21 protein-coding genes and 1 pseudogene are annotated in these 21,789 nt (G+C 72.4%); 18 read left to right on the plus strand and 4 right to left on the minus strand.

The window, feature by feature from the left end; all coding sequences use genetic code 11:
• Positions 1-238 precede the first annotated feature (238 nt).
• From rhaI to DBP14_RS01570, 8 genes are all read left to right on the plus strand, one after another.
• On the plus strand, positions 239-1,399 hold the full coding sequence (rhaI, locus tag DBP14_RS01535) for an L-rhamnose isomerase (protein WP_129305254.1): 1,161 nt from the start codon (positions 239-241) through the stop codon (positions 1,397-1,399).
• Positions 1,400-1,516: 117 nt separating this feature from the next.
• Complete coding sequence (locus DBP14_RS01540; protein ID WP_129305255.1) at positions 1,517-3,556, plus strand: bifunctional aldolase/short-chain dehydrogenase; 2,040 nt, start codon at positions 1,517-1,519, stop codon at positions 3,554-3,556.
• Positions 3,553-5,001, plus strand: coding sequence for a rhamnulokinase family protein (locus DBP14_RS01545; protein WP_129305256.1), 1,449 nt, complete (start codon positions 3,553-3,555; stop codon positions 4,999-5,001). The genes DBP14_RS01540 and DBP14_RS01545 overlap by 4 nt, the downstream gene beginning before the upstream one ends.
• A 255-nt stretch (positions 5,002-5,256) precedes the next feature.
• Complete coding sequence (locus tag DBP14_RS01550) at positions 5,257-6,075, plus strand: (Fe-S)-binding protein (protein ID WP_241740762.1); 819 nt, start codon at positions 5,257-5,259, stop codon at positions 6,073-6,075.
• Positions 6,072-7,550 carry a LutB/LldF family L-lactate oxidation iron-sulfur protein gene (locus DBP14_RS01555; RefSeq protein WP_129305257.1) on the plus strand — a complete coding sequence of 493 codons (1,479 nt, stop codon included), beginning with the start codon at positions 6,072-6,074 and terminating at the stop codon, positions 7,548-7,550. The genes DBP14_RS01550 and DBP14_RS01555 overlap by 4 nt, the downstream gene beginning before the upstream one ends.
• Entirely contained in the window at positions 7,547-8,188 is a 642-nt protein-coding gene (locus DBP14_RS01560) for an LUD domain-containing protein (protein WP_129305258.1), read from the plus strand. The genes DBP14_RS01555 and DBP14_RS01560 overlap by 4 nt, the downstream gene beginning before the upstream one ends.
• Before the next feature lie 117 nt (positions 8,189-8,305).
• Positions 8,306-9,163 (plus strand): MoxR family ATPase, encoded by an 858-nt coding sequence (locus DBP14_RS01565; protein WP_129311619.1) that lies wholly within the window; start codon positions 8,306-8,308, stop codon positions 9,161-9,163.
• Positions 9,160-10,527, plus strand: a complete 1,368-nt coding sequence (locus tag DBP14_RS01570) for a VWA domain-containing protein (RefSeq protein WP_129305259.1) — start codon at positions 9,160-9,162, stop codon at positions 10,525-10,527. Before DBP14_RS01565 ends, DBP14_RS01570 begins: the two co-directional genes overlap by 4 nt.
• Before the next feature lie 84 nt (positions 10,528-10,611).
• Here the strand turns inward: DBP14_RS01570 and DBP14_RS01575 are convergent, their stop codons facing one another.
• Positions 10,612-10,971 carry a cupin domain-containing protein gene (locus tag DBP14_RS01575; protein WP_129305260.1) on the minus strand — a complete coding sequence of 120 codons (360 nt, stop codon included), beginning with the start codon at positions 10,969-10,971 and terminating at the stop codon, positions 10,612-10,614.
• A 187-nt stretch (positions 10,972-11,158) separates the two neighbouring features.
• Complete coding sequence (locus DBP14_RS01580) at positions 11,159-11,845, minus strand: hypothetical protein (RefSeq protein WP_206739187.1); 687 nt, start codon at positions 11,843-11,845, stop codon at positions 11,159-11,161.
• A 222-nt stretch (positions 11,846-12,067) separates the two neighbouring features.
• Between DBP14_RS01580 and DBP14_RS01585 the strand changes: the two genes are divergently transcribed.
• The 4 genes from DBP14_RS01585 to DBP14_RS01600 all read left to right on the plus strand — a co-directional run bounded on the left by DBP14_RS01585 (position 12,068) and on the right by DBP14_RS01600 (position 14,813).
• The gene (locus DBP14_RS01585) at positions 12,068-12,610 is read left to right on the plus strand and encodes a hypothetical protein (RefSeq protein ID WP_129305261.1); all 543 of its coding nucleotides are present in this window, start codon (positions 12,068-12,070) and stop codon (positions 12,608-12,610) included.
• Positions 12,611-12,683: 73 nt separating this feature from the next.
• On the plus strand, positions 12,684-13,394 hold the full coding sequence (locus tag DBP14_RS01590) for a SigE family RNA polymerase sigma factor (RefSeq protein ID WP_347239631.1): 711 nt from the start codon (positions 12,684-12,686) through the stop codon (positions 13,392-13,394).
• On the plus strand, positions 13,391-13,555 hold the full coding sequence (locus tag DBP14_RS36575) for a hypothetical protein (protein ID WP_241740763.1): 165 nt from the start codon (positions 13,391-13,393) through the stop codon (positions 13,553-13,555). The genes DBP14_RS01590 and DBP14_RS36575 overlap by 4 nt, the downstream gene beginning before the upstream one ends.
• A 292-nt stretch (positions 13,556-13,847) precedes the next feature.
• Positions 13,848-14,813: a pirin family protein gene (locus DBP14_RS01600; protein ID WP_129305262.1), complete on the plus strand. Its 966-nt coding sequence runs from the start codon at positions 13,848-13,850 to the stop codon at positions 14,811-14,813.
• Between the two features lie 601 nt (positions 14,814-15,414).
• On the opposite strand, the gene DBP14_RS01610 is transcribed toward DBP14_RS01600, so the two are convergent.
• Both DBP14_RS01610 and DBP14_RS01615 read right to left on the minus strand, forming a co-directional pair.
• On the minus strand, positions 15,415-15,978 hold the full coding sequence (locus tag DBP14_RS01610) for a uracil-DNA glycosylase (RefSeq protein ID WP_164992230.1): 564 nt from the start codon (positions 15,976-15,978) through the stop codon (positions 15,415-15,417).
• A gap of 202 nt (positions 15,979-16,180) precedes the next feature.
• The gene (locus DBP14_RS01615) at positions 16,181-17,398 is read right to left on the minus strand and encodes a hypothetical protein (protein WP_241740764.1); all 1,218 of its coding nucleotides are present in this window, start codon (positions 17,396-17,398) and stop codon (positions 16,181-16,183) included.
• Between the two features lie 232 nt (positions 17,399-17,630).
• Here DBP14_RS01615 and DBP14_RS01620 point away from each other — a divergent pair.
• From DBP14_RS01620 to DBP14_RS01650, 6 genes and pseudogenes are all read left to right on the plus strand, one after another.
• Positions 17,631-17,950: pseudogene (locus DBP14_RS01620) on the plus strand (NUDIX domain-containing protein).
• A 476-nt stretch (positions 17,951-18,426) separates the two neighbouring features.
• Positions 18,427-18,768, plus strand: coding sequence for a metalloregulator ArsR/SmtB family transcription factor (locus tag DBP14_RS01630; RefSeq protein WP_129305264.1), 342 nt, complete (start codon positions 18,427-18,429; stop codon positions 18,766-18,768).
• Positions 18,765-20,501: a SulP family inorganic anion transporter gene (locus tag DBP14_RS01635; RefSeq protein ID WP_129305265.1), complete on the plus strand. Its 1,737-nt coding sequence runs from the start codon at positions 18,765-18,767 to the stop codon at positions 20,499-20,501. The genes DBP14_RS01630 and DBP14_RS01635 overlap by 4 nt, the downstream gene beginning before the upstream one ends.
• On the plus strand, positions 20,498-20,911 hold the full coding sequence (locus tag DBP14_RS01640) for a pyridoxamine 5'-phosphate oxidase family protein (protein ID WP_129305266.1): 414 nt from the start codon (positions 20,498-20,500) through the stop codon (positions 20,909-20,911). The genes DBP14_RS01635 and DBP14_RS01640 overlap by 4 nt, the downstream gene beginning before the upstream one ends.
• The gene (locus tag DBP14_RS01645) at positions 20,908-21,333 is read left to right on the plus strand and encodes an ATP-binding protein (protein ID WP_129305267.1); all 426 of its coding nucleotides are present in this window, start codon (positions 20,908-20,910) and stop codon (positions 21,331-21,333) included. Before DBP14_RS01640 ends, DBP14_RS01645 begins: the two co-directional genes overlap by 4 nt.
• Before the next feature lie 49 nt (positions 21,334-21,382).
• Complete coding sequence (locus DBP14_RS01650; RefSeq protein ID WP_129305268.1) at positions 21,383-21,778, plus strand: anti-sigma factor antagonist; 396 nt, start codon at positions 21,383-21,385, stop codon at positions 21,776-21,778.
• Positions 21,779-21,789 lie beyond the last annotated feature (11 nt).

The raw sequence follows: 21,789 nt of genomic DNA on the forward strand, positions 1-21,789 counted from the left end.
GGCGCCGTGAAAGGTTTCAACTGGATTGCCGGGACCGTAGGCACCTGGGGCAGGGCACGTCAATGGGTCCGGATCGAAAAGTTTCGACGGCTGGAGGTCGGGGTGGCAGGGCTGCCCCATTGCCGACAGGCGAATCCGCCGGATCGCTTGACACGTCTCCGGACGGCTCGTAACTTGCGGCTTCTGAATCGTTTCACACCGTTCAGTCGTTCCGACCGACACCGTCAGGAGCCCGCACGTGACCGACCTCGCCGCGGTGAAGGCCGCGCTCAAGACCCAGGCCGTCGAGACGCCGTCGTGGGCGTACGGGAACTCGGGCACCCGGTTCAAGGTGTTCGCGCAGGCCGGTGTGCCGCGCGATCCGTTCGAGAAGCTCGACGACGCGGCGAGGGTGCACGAGTTCACCGGAGTGGCCCCGACCGTGGCCCTGCACATCCCGTGGGACACCGTCGAGGACTACGCGGAGCTGGCCACGTACGCGAAGGAGCGCGGGCTGCGGCTGGGCGCGGTCAACTCCAACACCTTCCAGGACGACGACTACCGGCTGGGCAGCATCTGCCATCCGGACGCGGCGGTGCGCCGCAAGGCGGTGGACCACCTGCTGGAGTGCGTCGGCATCATGGACGCGACCGGGTCCCGGGACCTGAAGCTGTGGTTCGCCGACGGCACCAACTACCCGGGGCAGGACGACGTACGGGCCCGGCAGGACCGGCTCACCGAGGGGCTGGCCGAGGTGTACGAGCGGCTCGGCGAGGGGCAGCGGATGCTGCTGGAGTACAAGCTCTTCGAGCCGGCGTTCTACACGACGGACGTACCGGACTGGGGAACGGCGTACGCGCACTGCCTGAAGCTGGGCCCGAAGGCGCGGGTGGTCGTCGACACCGGGCACCACGCGCCGGGCACGAACATCGAGTTCATCGTGGCGACACTGCTGCGGGAGGGGAAGCTCGGCGGGTTCGACTTCAACTCACGGTTCTACGCCGACGACGACCTGATGGTCGGGGCCGCCGACCCGTTCCAGCTGTTCCGGATCATGTACGAGGTCGTCCGCGGCGACGGGCTCACCTCGGACGTGGCGTTCATGCTCGACCAGTGCCACAACATCGAGGCGAAGATCCCGGCGATCATCCGCTCGGTGATGAATGTGCAGGAGGCAACGGCGAAGGCGCTGCTCGTGGACCGGGCCGCGCTGGCTGCTGCGCAGGGCTCGGGGGATGTTCTCGGGGCCAATGGGGTGCTGATGGACGCGTACGACACGGATGTGCGGCCGCTTCTTCGGGAGGTGCGGGAGGAGATGGGGCTGGCCCCGGACCCCCTGGCCGCGTATGCCCGGTCCGGGTGGGGCGAGAAGGTCGTCGCCGAGCGGGTTGGTGGCGAGCAGGCCGGGTGGGGGGCGTAGCGCGTCTGCCGGGTTTCTGTTGTTCGCGGGCTGCGGGCCGTATGTGGCCGGTCGCGCAGTTCCCCGCGCCCCTGAAGGGGCGCTGCCTCTCCCCCCATTCACAAAGGACTGGAAGACATGGCATCCCACCCGTCAGCTGCCGATCTGCTCGCCCGGGCTCATCGGCTCGGCTCCGATCCCCGGAACACCAACTACGCCGGTGGCAACGCGTCCGCGAAAGGCACCGCGACCGATCCCGTCACCGGGGGTGATGTGGAGCTGATGTGGGTCAAGGGGTCCGGCGGGGATCTCGGGACGCTCACGGGGGCGGGGCTGGCCGTACTGCGGCTGGACCGGCTGCGGGCGCTCAAGGACGTGTACCCGGGGGTGGAGCGCGAGGACGAGATGGTGGCCGCCTTCGACTACTGCCTGCACGGGAAGGGCGGGGCCGCGCCGTCCATCGACACCGCCATGCACGGGCTCGTCGACGCCGCGCACGTGGACCACCTGCATCCCGACTCGGGGATCGCGCTCGCCTGCGCGGCCGACGGGGAGAAGCTGACCGCCGAGTGCTTCGGGGACAGCGTGGTGTGGGTGCCGTGGCGGCGGCCGGGCTTCCAACTGGGCCTGGACATCGCCGCCGTGAAGGAGGCCAACCCGCGGGCCGTCGGGTGCGTCCTCGGCGGACACGGCATCACAGCCTGGGGCGACAGCTCCGAGGAGTGCGAGCGGAACTCGCTGTACATCATCCGCACCGCCGAGGCGTTCCTGGCCGAACGGGGGAAGCCGGAGCCCTTCGGGCCGGTGCTCGAGAGTTACGAGGCGCTGCCCGAGGCGGACCGGCGGGAGCGGGCGGCGGCCCTCGCGCCGTACGCACGGGCCGTCGCCTCGCAGGACCGGCCGCAGGTCGGGCACTTCACCGACTCCGACGCGGTGCTGGACTTCCTCGCCCGCGCGGAACACCCGCGGCTCGCCGCGCTCGGCACGTCCTGCCCGGACCACTTTCTTCGGACCAAGGTACGACCGCTGGTGCTCGACCTGCCACCGACGGCGCCCCTGGAGGACGCGGTCGCCCGGCTGAGGGAACTGCACACCGCGTACCGGGAGGCGTACGCCGCCTACCACGCACAGCACGCGCTGCCGGACTCCCCTCCCCTGCGCGGGGCCGACCCGGCGATCGTGCTCGTGCCCGGCGTCGGCATGTTCTCCTTCGGCAAGGACAAGCAGACCGCCCGGGTGGCCGGGGAGTTCTACGTCAACGCGATCAACGTCATGCGGGGCGCGGAGGCGGTGTCTACCTACGCGCCGATCGAGGAGGCCGAGAAGTTCCGCATCGAGTACTGGGCGCTGGAGGAGGCCAAGCTCCGGCGCATGCCGGAACCGAAGCCGCTGGCCACGCGGGTGGCGCTGGTGACGGGCGCCGGGAGCGGGATCGGCAAGGCCGTCGCGCGCCGGCTGGCCGCCGAGGGCGCCTGTGTCGTCGTAGCCGACCTGAACGGGGAGAACGCGCGGACCGTCGCCGGGGAGCTGGGCGGCCCGGACAAGGCCGTCGCCGTCACCGTCGACGTGACCGACGAGGAGCAGATCGCCGAGGCCTTCCGGGCGGCCGTGCTCGCGTTCGGCGGGGTGGACCTGGTGGTGAACAACGCCGGGATCTCCGTCTCCAAGCCGCTGCTGGAGACGTCCGCGAAGGACTGGGACCTCCAGCACGACATCATGGCCCGGGGCTCGTTCCTGGTGTCGCGGGAAGCGGCACGGGTGATGATCGCCCAGGGGCTCGGCGGTGACCTCGTGTACATCGTCTCGAAGAACGCGGTGTTCGCCGGCCCGGACAACATCGCCTACTCGGCGACGAAGGCCGACCAGGCCCACCAGGTGCGGCTGCTCGCCGCCGAGTTGGGCGAGCACGGGATCCGGGTGAACGGCGTCAACCCCGACGGGGTGGTGCGCGGCTCCGGGATCTTCGCGGGCGGCTGGGGGGCACAGCGGGCCGCGGTGTACGGGGTGCCGGAGGAAGAGCTGGGCGAGTTCTACGCCAGGCGGACCCTGCTCAAGCGGGAGGTGCTGCCCGAGCACGTGGCCAACGCGGTGTTCGCGCTGACGGGCGGAGAGCTCACCCACACCACCGGGCTGCACGTCCCGGTCGACGCGGGCGTGGCGGCCGCCTTCCTGCGATGAGCGGGAGCGAACGGTCGTACGCCGCCGTGGACTTGGGGGCTTCGAGTGGGCGGGTGATGGTCGGCCGGGTCGGGTACGGCGCGCTGGAGCTGAGCGAGGCGCACCGGTTCCCCAACCGGCCGGTCCGGGTGGCGGAGGGGCTGCGCTGGGACGTGCTCGCGCTGTACGCCGGGGTGCTGGACGGGCTGCGGGCGGCGGGGCGGGTCGACTCCGTCGGAATCGACAGCTGGGCCGTCGACCACGGTCTGCTGGACGCGGACGGGGCCCTGCTGGGCAACCCGGCGCACTATCGCGACGCCCGCACGGAGGGGGTCGCCGAGACGGTGTGGGCGACCGTGCCGGCCGAGGAGCTGTACGCGGCGACCGGGGTGCAGTACGCCCCGTTCAACACCCTGTACCAGCTGGTCGCCGCCCGCTCCTCGGCCCAGTTCGCCCAGGCCCGGCGGCTGTTGCTGATCCCGGACCTGCTGACGTACTGGCTGACCGGCGAGCAGGGCACCGAGCTGACCAACGCCTCCACCACCCAGCTGGTCGACCCCCGCACGGGCGACTGGGCGTACGGCCTCGCCGAGCGCCTGGGCATCGACCTCGGCCTGTTCGCGCCGCTGCGCCGGCCGGGCGATCCGGCGGGGCTGCTGCGGTCCCGGGTGCTGGAGGAGACGGGGCTGGACGGGCCGGTGCCGGTGACCGCGGTCGGCTCGCACGACACCGCGTCGGCGGTCGCCGCGGTACCGGCGGCCGGCGAGCGCTTCGCCTACATCTGCACCGGCACCTGGTCGCTGGCCGGCCTGGAGCTGGCCGCTCCGGTGCTCACCGAGGAGAGCCGCGCCGCGAACTTCACCAACGAGCTGGGGCTCGACGGCACCGTGCGCTATCTGCGCAACATCATGGGGCTGTGGCTGCTCCAGGAGTGCCGGCGCGCCTGGGGCGAGCCGGACCTGGGGCTGCTGCTCCGGGAGGCCGCGGGGGTGCCGGGCCTGCGCTCGGTGGTGGACGCCAGCGACGCGGCGTTCCTCGCACCGGGACGGATGCCGGAGCGGATCGCCGAGGCGTGCCGGGCCTCGGGGCAGCCGGTGCCCGGCACGCGGGGCGAGGTCACCCGGTGCATCCTCGACTCGCTGGCGCTCGCCCACCGACGGGCCGTGGCCGACGCCCAGCGGCTCGCCGACCACGCCGTGGACGTGGTGTACGTCGTCGGCGGCGGCACCCGCAACGCGCTGCTGTGCCAGCTGACCGCCGACGCCTGCGGGCTGCCGGTGGTGGCCGGCGCGACGGAGGCGGCCGCGCTCGGCAACGTGCTGGTGCAGGCCCGCACCCACGGCCTGGTGGGCGACCTCGCCGACATGCGCCGGCTGCTCGTCCGCACCCAGCCGCTGACCCGGTACACCCCGCGCGGCGACACCGGCCGCTGGCGGGAGGCGGAGGCCCGGCTCGCCGTGCGGTGAGCGGTGATCGGCTCGCCCGGGGCTGTGAGCGGCGGCCCCGGCTCGCCACTCGGTGACCGGCTTCGCCCTGCGGAGAGCGGTCGCCCGGGCGCGCCACGCGATCACCGGTGACCGGCTCGCCACGCGGAGCTGCGGCCGGCTCGCCACGCGGTGCGCCGTCGCCCTGGCGCGCCACGCGGTGGGTGGCGCCCTCCCCCACTGCCCCCTTCGCCCCATACCCTGCACTCGTCCGCCGACCGACCCCGAGGAGCCGCGATGCGTGTCGCCCTGTTCCTGACCTGTGTCAACGACACGCTCTATCCGGACACCGGGCGGGCCGTGGTGAGGCTGCTGACCCGGCTGGGCGTCGAGGTGGACTTCCCGATGGCGCAGACGTGCTGCGGTCAGGCGCACTACAACACCGGCTACCGGCACGGGACCGAGCCGCTGGCCCGGCACTTCGCCGAGGTGTTCGGGGAGTACGAGGCGATCGTGACCCCGTCGGGGTCGTGCGGGGCGATGGTGCGGGAGCTGTATCCCCGGCTCGGCGAGCGGGCGCGGGCCGAGGGGCGGGGCGAGTCGCTCGCGCGGACCCTGGCGCCGGTGGTGCCGAAGACGTACGAGCTGACGGAGTTCCTGGTGGACGTCCTGGGGGTGACGGACGTCGGCGCGTACTACCCGCACCGGGTCACCTACCACCCGACCTGCCACGGTCTGCGCGGCCTGGGTCTCGGTGACCGGCCCCGCCGGCTCCTGGAGGCCGTGAAGGGGCTGGAACTGGTCGAGCTCCCGGGGGCGGAGGAGTGCTGCGGCTTCGGAGGCACGTTCGCGGTGAAGAACGCGGACGTGTCGGCGGCGATGGGCGCGGACAAGGTGCGAGGCGCCGAGTCGACCGGCGCCTCGGTGCTGTGCGCGGCCGACAACTCGTGCCTGATGCACATCGGCGGCACGATGAGTCGGCTGCGTACGGCGGTGCGGCCCGTGCACATCGCGGAGATCCTGGCGAGCACCGAGGAGGACGACGTGACGGGAAGCGGAACGGGCACGGTGGGCAGGGCCGGCACGACCGGCACGGAGGAGGACGCGGCGGTATGAGCGGGACGTTCGTCGGCATGCCGGCCTTTCCCGAGGCGGCCCGGGAGGCCGTCCACGACCAGACCCTGCGCGGCAACCTCCGGCACGCCACGCACACCATCCGCGCCAAACGGGCCCAGGCCGTCGCCGAGTTGCCGGACTGGGCCGGACTGCGCGAGGCGGGCCGGCGGATCAAGGACCACACGCTGCGCCATCTCGACCGCTATCTGGTCCAGTTGGAGGAATCGGTCACCGCGGCGGGCGGTACGGTCCACTGGGCGGCCGACGCCGACGAGGCGAACCGGATCGTCGCCGAACTGGTCATGGAGACCGGCGAGTCGGAAGTCGTCAAGGTCAAGTCGATGGCCACGCAGGAGATCGGGCTCAACGAGGCGTTGCTCGCCGAGGGCATCCACGCCTACGAGACCGATCTCGCCGAGCTGATCGTGCAGTTGGGCCGGGACCGGCCCTCGCACATCCTGGTCCCCGCCATCCACCGCAACCGGGGCGAGATCCGGGACATCTTCGCGAGCGAGATGGGCGCCTGGGGCCGCCCGGCCCCTGAGGGCCTGACCGACAGCCCCGCCGAACTCGCGGAGGCGGCCCGGCTGCACCTGCGGGAGAAGTTCCTGCGGGCCAAGGTCGGCATCTCGGGCGCCAACTTCATGGTCGCCGAGACCGGCACACTGGTGGTCGTGGAGTCCGAGGGCAACGGCCGGATGTGCCTGACCCTGCCCGAGACGCTGATCTCGGTCGTCGGCATCGAGAAGATCGTGCCGGCCTGGCGGGACCTGGAGGTGTTCCTGCAGACCCTGCCCCGCTCCTCCACCGCCGAGCGCATGAACCCGTACACCAGCATGTGGACCGGCACCACGGACGAGGACGGCCCGCGCACGTTCCACCTGGTGCTCCTCGACAACGGCCGCACCGACACCCTCGCCGACCGGGTCGGCCGCCAGGCGCTGCGCTGCATCCGCTGCTCGGCCTGCCTGAACGTGTGCCCGGTGTACGAGCGGGCGGGCGGCCACGCGTACGGCTCGGTCTACCCCGGCCCGATCGGCGCCATCCTCAGTCCCCAACTGAGGGGCACCGGAAGCGAGATCGACGCCTCCCTGCCGTACGCCTCCTCGCTGTGCGGCGCCTGCTACGAGGTGTGCCCCGTCGCCATCGACATCCCCGAGGTGCTGGTGCACCTGCGGGAGCGGGTCGTCGAGGGCGGCCCGGCCGTGCGGGAGGGCAACAAGGTGCTGCTGCAACCGGCCAAGGGGCACGCGGCCGAGCGGGCGGCGATGCGGGCGGCCCGCTGGGCGTTCGCCCACCCGTCCGCGCTGCGCACGGGTCAGCGGCTGGCCTCCCGCACCCGCCGGCTGCATCCCCGTACGCTGCCCGGCCCCGGCCGGGGGTGGAGCGGCACCCGGGACCTGCCCGCCGTGCCGGCGGAGCCGTTCCGGGACTGGTGGCAGCGGACGCGCGGCGGAAAGGACGAGACCAAGTGAGCAGCAGGGAACGGGTCCTGGGGCGGGTGCGGCGCGCGCTCGCGGACGTCACACCGGAGACACGGCCGTACGAGGAGGCCGTCGGCCGGGACTACCTCCGCGAGCACGGTGAGCGGACGCCCGAGGAGGCCGTGGACCTGCTCGCCGAGAACCTGGCGGACTACCGGGCGGTCGTGCACCGTTCGGACGCCGAGGAGCTGCCGTACCTGATCATGCGGCTGCTCGCCGAGCGTGGCTCCGAGGAGGTGCTGGTGCCTCCGGGGCTGCCGCCCGCGTGGATGTCGGCCGCCGATCCCGTGCGCATCCACGACCGTGCGGCGAGCACAGCGCAGCGGCTGGACCGCGTGGGGAGTGTCGTCACCGGCTGCGCGGTGGCGATCGCCGAGACCGGCACGATCGTCCTCGACGGCTCCCCGGACCAGGGCCGCCGCCGCATCACTCTCATCCCCGACCACCACATCTGCGTCGTCCGGGTGCCCGAGCAGGTCGTCTCCTCCGTCCCGCAGGCGCTCGGACGCCTCTCCCCCGCCCGCCCCCTGACCTGGATCTCCGGCCCGTCCGCGACGAGCGACATCGAGCTGGACCGGGTGGAGGGGGTGCACGGTCCGCGGACGCTTGAAGTCGTCCTGCTGGGCTGACGGGCGTGCGGGCGGCCGAGGCGTGACAGATGGACTGAACAAGCGCTTAGATAGTGGCGGAAGCGCAGAAGCATGGACCCGATCAGCCGGAGGCCCCCGTTGTTCACGTCCGTCGGCTTGTTCACGTCCGTCGGCGATGTCTCCGCCCGTCTCGCCGAGACCGGGTACCTCGCCTCGCCGGCCGTCGCCACGACCGTCTTCCTCGCCGACCGGCTCGGCAAGCCGCTGCTGGTCGAAGGGCCCGCCGGGGTGGGCAAGACCGAGCTGGCCAAGGCCGTCGCCCAGGTCGCCGGGGCCCGGCTGGTACGGCTGCAGTGCTACGAGGGCGTCGACGAGTCCCGCGCGCTGTACGAGTGGAACCACGCCAAGCAGCTCCTGCGCATCAGCGCGGGCCGGGACGAGAGCTGGGACGAGACCCGCACCGACATCTTCAGTGAGGAGTTCCTGCTCCCCCGCCCCCTGCTGACCGCGATCCGCGGCGACGAACCGACCGTGCTGCTGATCGACGAGACCGACAAGGCCGACGTCGAGATGGAGGGGCTGCTGCTGGAGGTGCTCAGCGACTTCCAGGTCACCGTCCCGGAGCTGGGCACGGTCGCCGCCACGCGCCGCCCGTTCGTCGTCCTGACCTCCAACGCGGGCCGCGAACTGTCCGAGGCCCTGCGCCGGCGCTGCCTGTTCCTGCACATCGGGTTCCCGGAGGAGGAGCTGGAGCGCAGGATCGTCCGGCTGAAGGTGCCGGAGCTCACGGAGGCGCTGACCGAGTCGGTGGTCCGGGTCGTCGGCGCGCTGCGCGCGATGGACCTGCGCAAGGCGCCGTCCGTCGCCGAGACCGTCGACTGGGCGCGCACCCTGCTCGCCCTGGGCGCCGACACGCTGGACGAGACGGTCGTACGGGACAGCCTCGGCGTGATCCTCAAGCACCAGGACGATGTCCTGAAGGCGGCCGCCAAGCTGGACCTGGAAGCGCTGTGAGCGATGTCGCCGAGCGCGTCACCGCCCTGGTCGGGGCGCTGCGCGCGCACGGCGTGCGGATCGGTACCGGCGAGAGCGTGGACGCGGCGCGTGCGGTGGCGGCGCTGGGCCTCGCCGACCGGGAGCTGCTGCGCGAGGGACTGGCCGCGACGCTGCTGCACGGGCAGGGCCAGCGGGCGGTGTTCGACCCGGTCTTCGACCTGTACTTCCCGCGCGGCGTCGGCGGCCCGGACACCGGCCCGGTGAGCCGGGACGAGCTGCGTGACCGGCTCGCCGCGGCGCTGGCCGCGAACGACGAGGCGGCGCTGGGCCGGTTGGCGGCGGAGGCGGTGGACGGCTTCGGCGGGTACGGGAGTTCTCCCGGCTCGGACGGTTTCTCCTCGTACCAGGCCCTGGACCGGATCCGTCCGCAGACCCTGCTGGCCCGGGTGCGGGACGGCATCCGGGGTCAGGGCGGCCAGAGCGGTCGGGGTGGCGGCGCGGAGTTCGCGGACCGGCTGCTGGAGGACGAGATCCGGGCCCGGATCGAGGTGTTCCGGCGGCTGGTCGCGGCCGAGGCGCGCCGCCGGGTCGCGGAGCGGCGCGGCCGGGACGAGATCGCCCGGCGGGCCGTCGCGCCGACCGCCGACCGGGTGGACTTCCTGTTCGCCGGGAGGGACCAACTGGCCGAGCTGCGCAGGGCGGTTCAGCCGCTCGCCCGCAAGCTGGCCACGCGGCTGGCGGCGCGCCGGCGCCGGGCCGCGCGCGGCACGGTCGATCTGCGCCGCACGCTGCGCTCGTCGCTGTCCACGGGCGGGGTGCCGATGCGGCCGGTGCTGCGCCGGCGCCGCCCGGTCCGGCCCGAACTGGTGCTGCTGTGCGACGTGTCGGGCTCGGTGTCCGGTTTCTCGGACTTCACGATGCTGCTGGTGCAGGCACTGCACGACCAGTTCAGCAAGGTCCGGGTGTTCGCCTTCGTCAACCGTCTGGACGAGGTGACGGGACTGCTCCGGCGCGGCACGGCCGACGCCGACGGGCTCAGCGCCCGGATCCGCGCCGGGGCCACGCTCACCGGCTGGCACGGCAGCAGCGACTACGGCGTGGCCCTGGGCGAGTTCACCGAGCGGTACGGCGACGCGGTCGGGCCGCGCACGACGGTGTTCGTCCTCGGGGACGCCCGCACCAACATGAGCGACCCGAACCTGCCCGCCGTGAGCGAGCTGGCCCGGCGGGCCCGGCGCGTCTACTGGCTGAACCCCGAGCCGCGCGAGCGCTGGGGCACCGGCGACTCGGCCGCGCCCGCGTACGCGGAGCTGGTGGAGATGCACGAGTGCCGCACGGCCCGCCAGCTCGGCACGCTGGTGGGGCGGCTGCTGCCGGTGTGAGCGGCGGGGGGGCGCGGCACCGGGCCGCCGGCCGGGCGGCCCGGTGCGGATGTGGCAGAAGGGGTGTGACGGAAACTCCGGGGGTCATGAACCCTTGGCGTACTCGTTCGCCATCGTTCCGGCGAAGTCGAGGACGACGACCTGCTCGTCGCCCACCACCCAGGCGTCATGGCCGGGCGAGCACACGAAGACGTCGCCCGGGCCGACCTCGCTCTCGGCGCCGTCGTCCATGAGCAGGTGCATCCGGCCCTGGATCACATAGCCGTTGTGGTGGACCATGCAGGTCTTCGTGCCCGCGATCGGAGCCACCGACTCCGACCAGCGCCAGCCCGGTTCGAAGGTGCCCACCGCGAAGTCGAGCCCGGTCAGGTGGAGCGCTTCGAGGTGGCCGCGGGGGAAGTCACGCCGTTCGTCCGGCTTGTCGACCGTCTTCGCTTCCAGCATGACGGTGTCCTCCCTTCCGGCCGCTCACCGCGGCCGGGGCCGGCCTCCGTCCCCCGGCGGCCTCGGGCGGCACCGGCGCTGCGGCGGTGGCCGTACCCCACGGCACCATCGTGGGCCCGCCGGTCGGCCGCCGCCATTCGGGGGACGGGACAACGATGTCGACCCGCCGACCGGTCGCCCGGGGCACTCAAACCGCCTCTACGGCCGCGCCCCCCGTCACCGGTTCCGCCGCCTCCCGCCTTGTCGTGGCCTCGGCCCGGCGTACGGCGAACACGGCGCCGGCGTAGGCCAGGTCGAGGAGGAGACAGCCGGCGTAGAGGTAGTACATGAGGGCGCTGTCGTAGCGGGCCGCCCGGTCGGGGTCGGCGAGCATGGAGGCCGAGGCGCAGGCGGTACCGAGCAGCTTGCTCACCGCGATGCCGGGGGACTGGCCGCGGGTGCCGCGGCGGGCGGCGAGCATCGCCAGGAACATGCCGGACATGGCGAGGTTGCTGCCGAACGCGGTGATCGTGCCGACGCCCTCGTCGAACTGTTCGGAGGCGTAGTTCATCCCTGGGTAGGCGAGGGCGAGCAGCAGGGCCAGGGCGGGGAGGAAGAACCGGTCGGGGAGATAAGGGAATTCGGCCCGCCCGAAGCGGACGACGGTGTATCCGACGGCGAGGTCGAAGCAGAACCAGACGATGTTGACCACGTGCATGACGCCGGGCGCGGGCCGCACGAAGGCGAACATGAACTCCCAGGAGAGGTTGGTGGCGAACGCGACGACCGGCATCCCGAAGGTCCGCTCCCGCAGCCCGGTACGGATCAGCAGGACGTACACGACCGTCCAGAACAGTCCCGTGCCGAGCAGCAACGCCGTGTGCACCGCCCCCATGAGCACCTCCGTCGGCCGGCGTCCGCGGGCACGCCGGGTTCCGTGATACGCCGTCGGCCCACTCTGACACGGCCCGGCGCGACCCCGGGGGAAATTCGCCGGGGTTCACCCGCAACCCCGGCGGGGGCCGGACGTCTGTCCGGGTGGAGGCCTCCACTTCGACACCTCGCCGCTGCGATACAGCGGCACCTCGACAGCGTCCGAACGAACCCGAAGGACCCCATGTCCGCACACCGTGTCCCCCGTCCCCGCCGCATCCGCAGGCTGCGCACCGCCCTGGGGGTCTCCGCAGCCGGCGCCGCCCTCGCCGTCACCGGCACCGTGACCGCGCAGGCCGTCCAGCACGACACACACTCCGCCACACAGGCGGACGCCACCCCGACGCCGGCACCGGCGACCCCGCACGGGACGCCGACAGCGGCGCCGGCCCCGTCCCGCCCCTCGACCCCGAGGCCGGTCCCGGCCACACCCCGCACGCCGACCCCGGTCCCGGCCTCGTCCGCAGCCGGCACACCGACGCCGGTCCCGGCCGGACCGGACGCCCGGACACCGGCCCCGATGCCGGTGCCGCCCGGCTCGGACACCCGGACACCGACCCCGATGCCGGTGCCGCCCGGCTCGGACACCCGGACGCCGACCCCGATGCCGGTGCCGCCCAGCTCGGACACCCGGACACCGACACCCGTACCGTCGGTCCCGGTCCCGGTCCCGGCCCCCGCGCATCCGCACGCCACGCCCGCGCCCGTTCCGCGGCAGCAGCACTGAGGTACCGAGGTACGTCCGGTGGGTGGTGCGGCCGCAGCGCTACGGCCCCACCACCCACCGAACCGGGAGACCCATGACGATGACGACAACCGCACTTTCGCCGGCGCCCCTGCCGTCCTGGACGGGGCGCGCCCGTACCCCGGGCCCGGCAGCGCCCCGGCGGACACGCCCGGCACGGGCCCGGCTCCGGGGGCTCCTCGCGCGCGTCCGCGCGGGCACCGCGCCACCCGGCCCCACGCCGTACGGCACCGGCGGCGACGCCCGCCACCTCCCCCTGACCGAGCCGGACCGGGATTCCCCGGTCGTCATAGAGGACCTGTACCACCACCGCCGGCTGTCGCTGGTCCGCCTGGCGCTGCTGCTGGTCGACGACCTGCCCACCGCCGAAGACGTGGTGCAGGACGCCTTCACCGCGCTGTTCCGCCGCCACGGGCACCGGCTCGGCTCGCTCGACAACCCGGAGGCGTATCTGCGGACCAGCGTCGTCAACGGCGCCCGGTCGGTGTTGCGGCGGCGCAGGACCGCACGGGCGCACACGCCCGAGCCGGAGCAGCACGCGCCGGCCCCGGAGGAGGACGTGCTGCTGCACGAGGACCACCAGGAGGTGCTGGCCGCCCTCGGCACGCTGACCCCACGGCAGCGGGAAGTGCTGGTCCTGCGCTACTGGTCGCATCTGACCGAGGCCGAGATCGCGTCGACGCTCGGGCTGTCGCGGGGCACCGTCAAGTCCACCGCGAGCCGGGCCCTGGACGCCCTCGGCCGCCGTCTGGAGGGACTGCGATGAGCGAGTCAGGGACGTCGGCGGCGCCGACCCAGGTGGAGGAACGGCTGCGGGCCGCCCTGGCCGCGCGGGCGCACTCCGTCCGCCCGGCCGACCTGCGTCCGCTGGGCCCGCCCACGGCAGCGGACCGCCCCGCCGGGTGGTTCTGCGCCGGGTCGCCGTAGGGCTGCTCGCCCTGGCCGCCGTAGCGGCGCTGGCGTTCTTCACCGTACGAGGCGAGGCGCCACGCCCGGCCGAGCCGGCCCGCCCCCCCAGCCCGACGAGGCAGACACCGTCCCCGGTGCCGAGCCCCGTGCGCCCGACACCGGAGCCGACGGCGGGCGGACCGGCGGGGTGACGGGCCCGCGGCCCGCAGGCGAGGCAGACGGCGCGGGCGCCCCGCCGAGGCAGCCCACCGGCGCACACACCCGCCCGCACACTCGGCAACCCCGTCGGCGGGCCGCTAGGTTGGGCGGTATGAGCAACCTTGACCGTGCGCCGGTACCCAGTGTGTGCGGCGGCCGCGGATTCGTCGTAGCCGAGCCCGTCCGCGAACTGCTGAGCCCCCGCCACGTGAAACTCGGCGAGTCGACCGAGGTACGGCGGCTCCTGCCGAACCTGGGGCGGCGCATGATCGGCGCCTGGGCCTTCGTGGACCACTACGGCCCCGACGACATCGCCGACGAGCCCGGCATGCAGGTCCCCCCGCACCCGCACATCGGGCTGCAGACGGTGAGCTGGCTGCACGAGGGCGAGGTGCTGCACCGCGACTCCACGGGCAGCCTGCAGACGATCCGGCCGAGACAGCTGGGCCTGATGACGTCGGGCCGGGCGATCAGCCACTCCGAGGAGAGCCCGAAGCCGCACGCCCGCCTCCTGCACGGCGCCCAGCTGTGGGTGGCCCTGCCGGACGCCGACCGCCACACCGACCCGCGGTTCGAGTTCCATCCCGACCTGCCGTCGGTCACCGCGCCCGGACTGACCGCCACGGTGATCCTCGGCGAGATCGACGGCGCCGCGTCACCCGGTACGACCTTCACCCCGATCGTCGGCGCCGACCTCACGCTCACCCGGGGCACCGACGTCCGCCTCCCCCTCGAACCCGACTTCGAGTACGGCGTGCTGGCCATGTCCGGCGAGGTACACGTGGACGGAGTACCGGTACTGCCCGGCTCGATGCTCTACCTCGGCTGCGGCCGCACCGAACTCCCCCTCCGCGCCGAGTCGGACGCCGGCCTCATGCTCCTCGGCGGCGAGCCGTTCGCGGAAGAACTGATCATGTGGTGGAACTTCATCGGGCGTCAGCAAGACGAGATCAGGCAGGCCCGGGAGGACTGGATGAAGGGGACAAGATTTGGGGAAGTGAAGGGCTACGACGGAGCACCGCTCCCGGCCCCCGAACTACCGTCGGTGCCACTGAAACCGCGAGGCCGAGTGCGCTGAACCAGGCGTTTCCAGCCCGGCGCACACGTGACCAGGCAAGGCGAAACACCCCCCACCCCATTCGCCCAGACTGCGCGAGCAAACCTTCTTCGCCCGGCATACTGCCCTCCCTCCAGAAGGGCAGGTCTCGCCATCCGCAGTCACCTTTGGTCGGACTGATGCTGACCCCATGCCGACTTTACTGACGTGCAGTCAGATTATCTTCGCCGCGCCCCTTTGACCACCGTGTTCCCGACCTCGCGTCGCGAACCGCCGGCCCCCACGGGAACCTGCTGGTGCGGCTGCGGTACGGAAGTGGGAATCGGGTCCTTCTTCGCGCGCGGCCACGACAAAGTCGCCGAAGCTGCCCTCCTCGCTGCCGAATACGGCTCATCCGTCCCGCAGCTCCTTCACAAGCACGGATACGGCCCAGGCCACTCGGTGACCGCGAAGGCCGTCCACGCGGGTGCTTGGGAAGAGTGCCCTCGGTGCGAGTACGTGGGCACGCCCGCCGGCATCCGCGTGCACCGGAAGAGGGCTGAACACCAACTTGTGCCCGTCGCGGTGCCCCGCAGCCTGAGGGCCGTGCGGCACCGCGACGGATAGAAGCCGACTGTCGGGCTCAAGCCGTGTTCAGCAGCCGGGCGGCCTCCTGCAAGACTTCGAGAACTTCCCCCCGGGCCGCGGGGCGGGACGCGAACACGCGGGGGCTCGGGTGCCAGGTCGGAAGTGTGTGCACCTTCGGGGCGTAGCGTTGCTGGTAGGCAGCCCATCCGGCCTGAGCCTTGCGTCCCATGGGTATGACCACCTCCAGCGCGGGCAGCATCGCCACCACCTCGTGCAGGAAGGGCGCGGCACGCTCGATCTCGGACTTGCCCGGAGCAGCGATTCGGGTGGTGGTGCCGAGGTACCACGGCACCACGTTCCAGTGCACGGACTCCCTGTACGGAAGGCCCGCCTCATCGCGCAGCGTCCAGCAGTTCCGCGCGGTGAGATCGTCGTTGTCGACCGAGATGATCCCACTGCCCGTGCGGCGCAGCTCGGTCTCAGCGCCCATGGCCTTCTGACCGGGGGCTTCCAGCAGGAAGAGGCTCCGGGCTTCCACACCGCCCGAGGCGGGGTCGAACCACGGCACCGATTCGCCGTCGTCCAACCGGGCACGCAGATCCTCCACCCAGTCGTTCAAGGGACGCACCGTGGGCTCGCTCCGTACAGCAGCCAAACGGGCACCCAGCACCTCGGGGTCCGCCAGAGCCCGGGGTGCCGCTGTGTGAAAGGCATCGCGTGTCGTCATGCGCCGCAGTGTTTCACCCACCACTGACAGACACGTTGTCTGGGATCAGAACGCGGAACACTCTGACGGGCAGAGAGCGACCAGGAACGCAGGTTCACCGGGCGGGAACGGGCCAGCCCTTACTCGTGATCTTCGAGGTACTTCTCGTACTCGTCCATGTACGGATAGCAGTCGTCGGCAGTGGCGAGGCCGTTGCCTTCGCAGAGGCTGTACTTGTAGGAGCCGTCGGGGTTGCGCGCCGGTCCGCCCGCTGGGCCTGCCGCACCATCCAGCGCGACGCCCGCGTCTGGGCCTCGCCCGCCTCCCCTTCGGCCGCGTCCTGACGCGACCGGCGCAGCGCGTGCCCACACAACGGTCCCGGCAACCGCATCCGCCCGTCCCCCGCTCTCGTCAGGGAGCGCAGGCCGAGTAATCCGGCACCGTACAGCTCTTCCAGTCCTTCCTCGCACGCCTCCCGGCCCAGTCCCAGCAGCGCGGTGGCGGACTCCACGGTGAAGGCCGGCCCAGGATGATGGGGCAGCAATCGGCAGAGCAGCCTTCCCTGAGGGGACAGGCCGCCGTACACGGTGTCCCAGACCCGCTCCACGTCGGGCACCCCCTTCTCCTCCAGCTCACCCCGCAGCTGCGGGATCAGCCGGGAGAGGGGGCGCAACCGGTGCCCTCGCACCCACCGTCCGGCGACGTGCAGGGCGGCCGGCAAGCCGTCGCACACCCGGGCCGGCATCCGCACCGCCTCCGGATCGGCGGCCAGCCGGGGATCCTGGACGATGAGGCCCAGCAGCTCCGTGGCCTCCCGCTCTTCCAGTGGCGGCGGCGTCAGGCCCAGGGCCGCGCCGTCCTCCAGATCGTGCAGAGGACCGTGACTGGTGACGATCACCAGGCTCTCCCCGGACGAGGGAAGAAGGGGGACGACCTCTGAGGCATACCGCGCGTTGTCGACGACCAGGATCAGCTTCGCGTCGGCCGTCATGTTCCAGTACTGCCGGCACCGGGCTTTGAAGGGGGCCGCGACGAGTTGCGGCTCCACGCCGAGGGACTCCAGCAGCTGGGCCAGCACGTCACCGGGGTCGACCACGCCGCGCAGCCGGAAGTCGTCCAGGTCGACCGCCAGGACACCACCGGGGAATGGGTCACGGTGCACGCGGGCGATCAGATGGGCCAACTCGGTCTTCCCGATGCCGCCCGGCCCGCTGAGCGCCACGGCCAACGGCCGGGAACGGCCCTGCCACTCCCGCAGCGCGCGCGACACCCGCTCCCGCTGCTCGTCGCGATCGGCGAAGTACGCCGGCTCCGGCGGAAGTTCCACCCTCATGCCACTCCTGCAGCAACCGTCGTCCGCGCGCTCAACTGTCCCCGCATCCATACCCCTCAGCCGTCCGCGTCTACAACCAGGAACTCTGGAAGCACAGTTCGAGGAGAACTCCGCCGGATGGCCCGGACAACGCGGTTTCTCTCCGCTGTACGTAGGTCGACCGACGCGCGTCCCACAGGCGGCGTCGCCCCGTGACGGCGGTGGCGGCGGCGCCCCGCGCTCGGGAAGGAGCGTGAACACGCTCATCCCGGCCAGGAACTTGCTCGTCGTCGACGACACCGGAGCCATCCTCCTCCAGCGCCGCCGCGACACGGGCAGTGGGCTCTACCCGGAGGCGCACAGGACATCGGCGAGACCGCGGCCGAGTGCGCGGTACGCGAGTGTCTGGAAGAGACCGGCATCGTCGCCGAGATCACCGGTTTCCTCGGCGTCTACACCAACCCGAACCACATCGTCGCCTACAGCGACGGAGAGATCCGCCAGCAGTACGACCCGAGCATGCGCCAGCAGATCGGGGACTACCTGGCCGGCACCTATCCCTACCTCGGCTGAGCCGCCAATGCCACCTCGATCCTCTGCACAGAAGAGAGGGTCTCCGGCGCCGCACATCGGATGAACCGGCGGACCACACTGTCCGCGCCATAGCCGCTGATGATCTCTGCGATCCGCTCCTGCGCACTGGTCCGGCGCCGTCGGGGGTCGTCTCTGTCCTCCAGTCCGGTCATACGGGCATCCGGCTCGTCTTCACCGCTCCGGCCCTCCACTCCAGGCGGGCGGGACGCCCGATTCGCCTGCTGTCGGTCCGAGCCGCTGTTCGGCCTCAGTAGTGGCTGACCTGGCGGCCGTGACCCGCGGTCTCATCACGTCGCCGGAGAGCCGTAAGCGTACGAACCGGCATGAAACAGATATCTGAATTGCTAAATTTTGCAATTGGTTAGATGCTGTGTTCGCTGTGCCCGCAGGTAGCCGCGGGCACAGCTTCTGTGTGTCCCGCCCGGGTGGGGCTGTGCGAGGGAAGCTGAGTGGTCGTGTCGGTTCCGCTGTATCAGGCGAAGGCCGAGTTCTTCCGGATGCTGGGGCATCCCATCCGGATTCGGGTGCTGGAGCTGTTGCAGGTCGGGCCAATGCCCGTGCGTGAGCTGCTGGCCGCGATCGAGGTGGAGCCCTCCAGCCTGTCCCAGCAACTGGCGGTGCTGCGTCGCTCCGGGATCGTCACGTCCGTCCGTGAGGGATCGACCGTCGTCTACGAACTGGCCGGCGGCGATGTCGCCGACCTGATGAGGGCCGCGCGCCGGATCCTGACCGAGATGCTCGCCGGGCGGAACGAACTTCTGGCCGAGCTGCGTGAAGCCGAGGTCGCCGCCCGATGAGCGCGTCCTTCCCCCGGGCGATGGCGGCCTGGCTCACTGTGCTGCTGCCCTCCCGCTCCGATCTCGCGCGGGTACGGCGTGATCCGCGCAGGGACCTGCTCGCCGGGCTGACGGTGGCGATCGTCGCGCTGCCGCTGGCGCTGGGCTTCGGGGTCTCCTCCGGCATGGGCGCGGAGGCGGGGCTGGCGACCGCGGTGGTCGCGGGCGGGATGGCGGCGGTCTTCGGTGGTTCGAATCTTCAGGTGTCCGGGCCGACCGGCGCCATGACCGTCGTCCTTGTACCGATCGTCGCCCGGTACGGAGCCACCGCCGTGCTCACGGTGGGACTGTTGGCCGGCGCGATGCTCGTCGTCCTGGCCGCACTCCGGGCCGGACGCTATATGCGGTACGTGCCGGCCTCGGTGATCGAGGGTTTCACGCTCGGCATCGCCGCGGTGATCGGGCTCCAGCAGATCCCGAACGCGCTCGGCGTGCCCAAGCCCGAGGGCGACCAGGTGCTCGTCGTCACCTGGCACGCCGTGGAGGAGTTCGCGAAGTCCCCGGACTGGACCGCGGCCGGTCTCGCGGCTGCCGTGGTCGTGCTCATGCTGGCGGGGGCACGGTGGCGGCCGGCCGTGCCGTTCTCCGTCGTCGCCGTGATCGTCGCCACCGTCGTGGTCCAGGTCGCCCACCTGGATGTGAGGCCGATCGGTGAGCTGCCCGCGGGGCTGCCCGCGCCCGCCCTGTCCTTCCTGCGGGTCGACGATCTGGGCTCGCTGCTCGCCCCGGCGGTGGCGGTGGCAGCGCTGGCCGCGCTGGCGTCGCTGATGTCCGCGGCCGCCGCGGACGCGATGACGGTGGGGCAGCGGCACGACCCGGACCGGGAGCTGCTCGGGCAGGGTCTGGCCAACATCGCCGCCCCGCTGTTCGGCGGCGTCCCGGCCGCCGGAGCCATCGCCCGCACCGCCGTCAACGTCCGCTCCGGTGCCGGCTCCCGGCTGGCCGCCCTCACCCATGCCGCCGTTCTCGCCGTGATCGTCTTCGCGGCGGCGCCCCTGGTGTCGAAGATCCCGCTGGCGGCCCTGGCGGGCGTGCTTGTGGCGACCGCGATCCGTATGGTCGAGGCCGGCTCGCTGAAGGCGATGGCGAAAGCCACACGGTCCGATGCCGTGATACTCGTCCTGACCGCGGTCGCGACCATCGCCCTCGATCTCGTCCACGCCGTCATCATCGGTCTGGTCGTCGCCGGCGCCCTGGCTCTGCGGGCGGTGGCCCAGCAGGCCCGCTTCGACCAGGTGCCCCTGGACCGCGGCGACCACGGTGCCGAGGAGCACGCGCTGCTGGCCGAGCACGTCGTGGCCTACCGCATCGACGGGCCGCTGTTCTTCGCCGCCGCCCACCGTTTCCTGCTGGAGCTGACCGAGGTGGCGGACGTTCGGGTCGTCGTGCTGCGGATGTCGCGGGTGTCGACCATGGACGCCACCGGTGCTCTCGTCCTGAAGGACGCCGTGGAGAAGCTGCGCCGGCGCGGCATCGTCGTGCTGGCCTCCGGCATACGTCCCGGTCAGCGGCAGGTCCTGGCCTCCGTCGGCGCGCTCGGGCTGCTGCGGCACGAGGGCCGGGAGTACGCGACGACACCGGAGGCGATCCGCGCTGCCCGCGATCACCTGGAGATGGCCGGAGTCCTGCCCGTGGTCCCCGCCCCGAAGACGAACCAGAAGAACCCGGACACCAGCGAGGAACCAGTCCGATGAGCATGCCCTCCCGCACCCTGCGGATGGTCGAGGTCTCCGGCGCGGAGGCGATGTGGTTACTGGAGGGAGCGGAACTGGGACGGCTGGTGTTCACGCAGCGTGAGGTGACCGTCGTACGGCCGGCCCGGCATGTGTGGGAGTACGGCCGGCTGGTCGCGCGCACCCCGGTCCAGCCGGCCGCCGTGCCGCTGACCGCGACCTACCAGGCCGACGACGTCCAGGCCGCGGCCGGCACCGGTTGGACCGTGAGCGCGACCGGACCCGCCGAAGTGATCACCGACCCGCACGAGGCCGCTCACTATCGGCGCACATTGTCCGGCTGGACGCACGGCCCGCACGACACCGTCGTCCGCATCCACCCGCAAACGCTCACCGGCTTCCGTCTCGTCCGGGGAACGGAGAGGTCATGATCACAGAACTGGAGGCGCTGCCGCACCGCCACGTACTCACCCTGGCGTCCGTGCCGGCAGCGGTCCGCCTGGCCCGTCAGACAGCCGAGCAGGCCCTGGTGGAGTGGGGCATCGGGCTGCGGCACCCCGCTGTGGACCCGGCCCTGCTGATCCTGAGCGAGCTGGTCACCAACAGTGTCCGGCACGCCGCCGCTCTCTCCCCGCAGCTCACCGTGTTCTACGCCGCGGGCAAGGACTGCTTCGCCTTCGCCGTCCACGACCGCCACCCCCACCAGCCGCCCCTCCACGGTGCGACCACCGAAACGGGAACCAGCGGTCTGGGCATCGTGAGGGAACTCGTCGTCGGCATGGGCGGTAGCGCGGTCCTGCGCGCGGACGCCGACGGCAAGGGCAAATGCCTCTGGATCACCTTGCCCCTGTGACGCCGCGCCACAGCCTCGCTCCGCCCTCCGTACAAGGAAGTTCCCCCGTATGACCATCGACTGGCGCTACACCGTCGAGCAGGATCTCGCCATCCTCTCCGTCGCCGGACACCTCGGCCCCGAGGCGATCCACCGCTTCAGCGGCGCGATCGGCTGGGTCGTCGCCCGCGGCACCGGACCGGTCGTCCTCGACCTGACCGAGCTGCGCAGCTGGTCCGCCGAAGGCCAGCTGGCCATCACCGAGGCCGCCCGCCGCCTCGCCGAGGCCGACCGGAGCCTGGAACTGGCGGCCATCCCCGCCGACGGCTCGCTCGTCCCGGCCGGCGACTGCCCGGACATCCCCGTCCACTGCGACCTGCCCGCCGCGCTCGCCGCCCACGGCCGGCGACCGTCGGCTCCAAAGGAGGGCCGGCGGGAATGGAGTACGGACGGCTGGCCCTCCTGACACTCACCCGC

Origin of the sequence: Streptomyces sp. L2 (assembly GCF_004124325.1) — a bacterium.
In the GTDB taxonomy this organism is placed as follows: Bacteria; Actinomycetota; Actinomycetes; order Streptomycetales; family Streptomycetaceae; genus Streptomyces.

What these genes read in the sequence shown, in the direction of transcription:
- DBP14_RS01540 (WP_129305255.1), top strand. Translation starts at nt 1,517, where the DNA reads ATGGCATCCCACCCGTCAGCTGCCGATCTGCTCGCCCGGGCTCATCGG.
- DBP14_RS01545 (WP_129305256.1), top strand. Translation starts at nt 3,553, where the DNA reads ATGAGCGGGAGCGAACGGTCGTACGCCGCCGTGGACTTGGGGGCTTCG.
- DBP14_RS01550 (WP_241740762.1), top strand. Translation starts at nt 5,257, where the DNA reads ATGCGTGTCGCCCTGTTCCTGACCTGTGTCAACGACACGCTCTATCCG.
- DBP14_RS01555 (WP_129305257.1), top strand. Translation starts at nt 6,072, where the DNA reads ATGAGCGGGACGTTCGTCGGCATGCCGGCCTTTCCCGAGGCGGCCCGG.
- DBP14_RS01575 (WP_129305260.1), bottom strand. Translation starts at nt 10,971, where the DNA reads ATGCTGGAAGCGAAGACGGTCGACAAGCCGGACGAACGGCGTGACTTC.
- DBP14_RS01580 (WP_206739187.1), bottom strand. Translation starts at nt 11,845, where the DNA reads ATGGGGGCGGTGCACACGGCGTTGCTGCTCGGCACGGGACTGTTCTGG.
- DBP14_RS01585 (WP_129305261.1), top strand. Translation starts at nt 12,068, where the DNA reads ATGTCCGCACACCGTGTCCCCCGTCCCCGCCGCATCCGCAGGCTGCGC.
- DBP14_RS01590 (WP_347239631.1), top strand. Translation starts at nt 12,684, where the DNA reads ATGACGATGACGACAACCGCACTTTCGCCGGCGCCCCTGCCGTCCTGG.
- DBP14_RS36575 (WP_241740763.1), top strand. Translation starts at nt 13,391, where the DNA reads ATGAGCGAGTCAGGGACGTCGGCGGCGCCGACCCAGGTGGAGGAACGG.
- DBP14_RS01600 (WP_129305262.1), top strand. Translation starts at nt 13,848, where the DNA reads ATGAGCAACCTTGACCGTGCGCCGGTACCCAGTGTGTGCGGCGGCCGC.
- DBP14_RS01615 (WP_241740764.1), bottom strand. Translation starts at nt 17,398, where the DNA reads ATGAGGGTGGAACTTCCGCCGGAGCCGGCGTACTTCGCCGATCGCGAC.
- DBP14_RS01635 (WP_129305265.1), top strand. Translation starts at nt 18,765, where the DNA reads ATGAGCGCGTCCTTCCCCCGGGCGATGGCGGCCTGGCTCACTGTGCTG.
- DBP14_RS01640 (WP_129305266.1), top strand. Translation starts at nt 20,498, where the DNA reads ATGAGCATGCCCTCCCGCACCCTGCGGATGGTCGAGGTCTCCGGCGCG.
- DBP14_RS01645 (WP_129305267.1), top strand. Translation starts at nt 20,908, where the DNA reads ATGATCACAGAACTGGAGGCGCTGCCGCACCGCCACGTACTCACCCTG.
- DBP14_RS01650 (WP_129305268.1), top strand. Translation starts at nt 21,383, where the DNA reads ATGACCATCGACTGGCGCTACACCGTCGAGCAGGATCTCGCCATCCTC.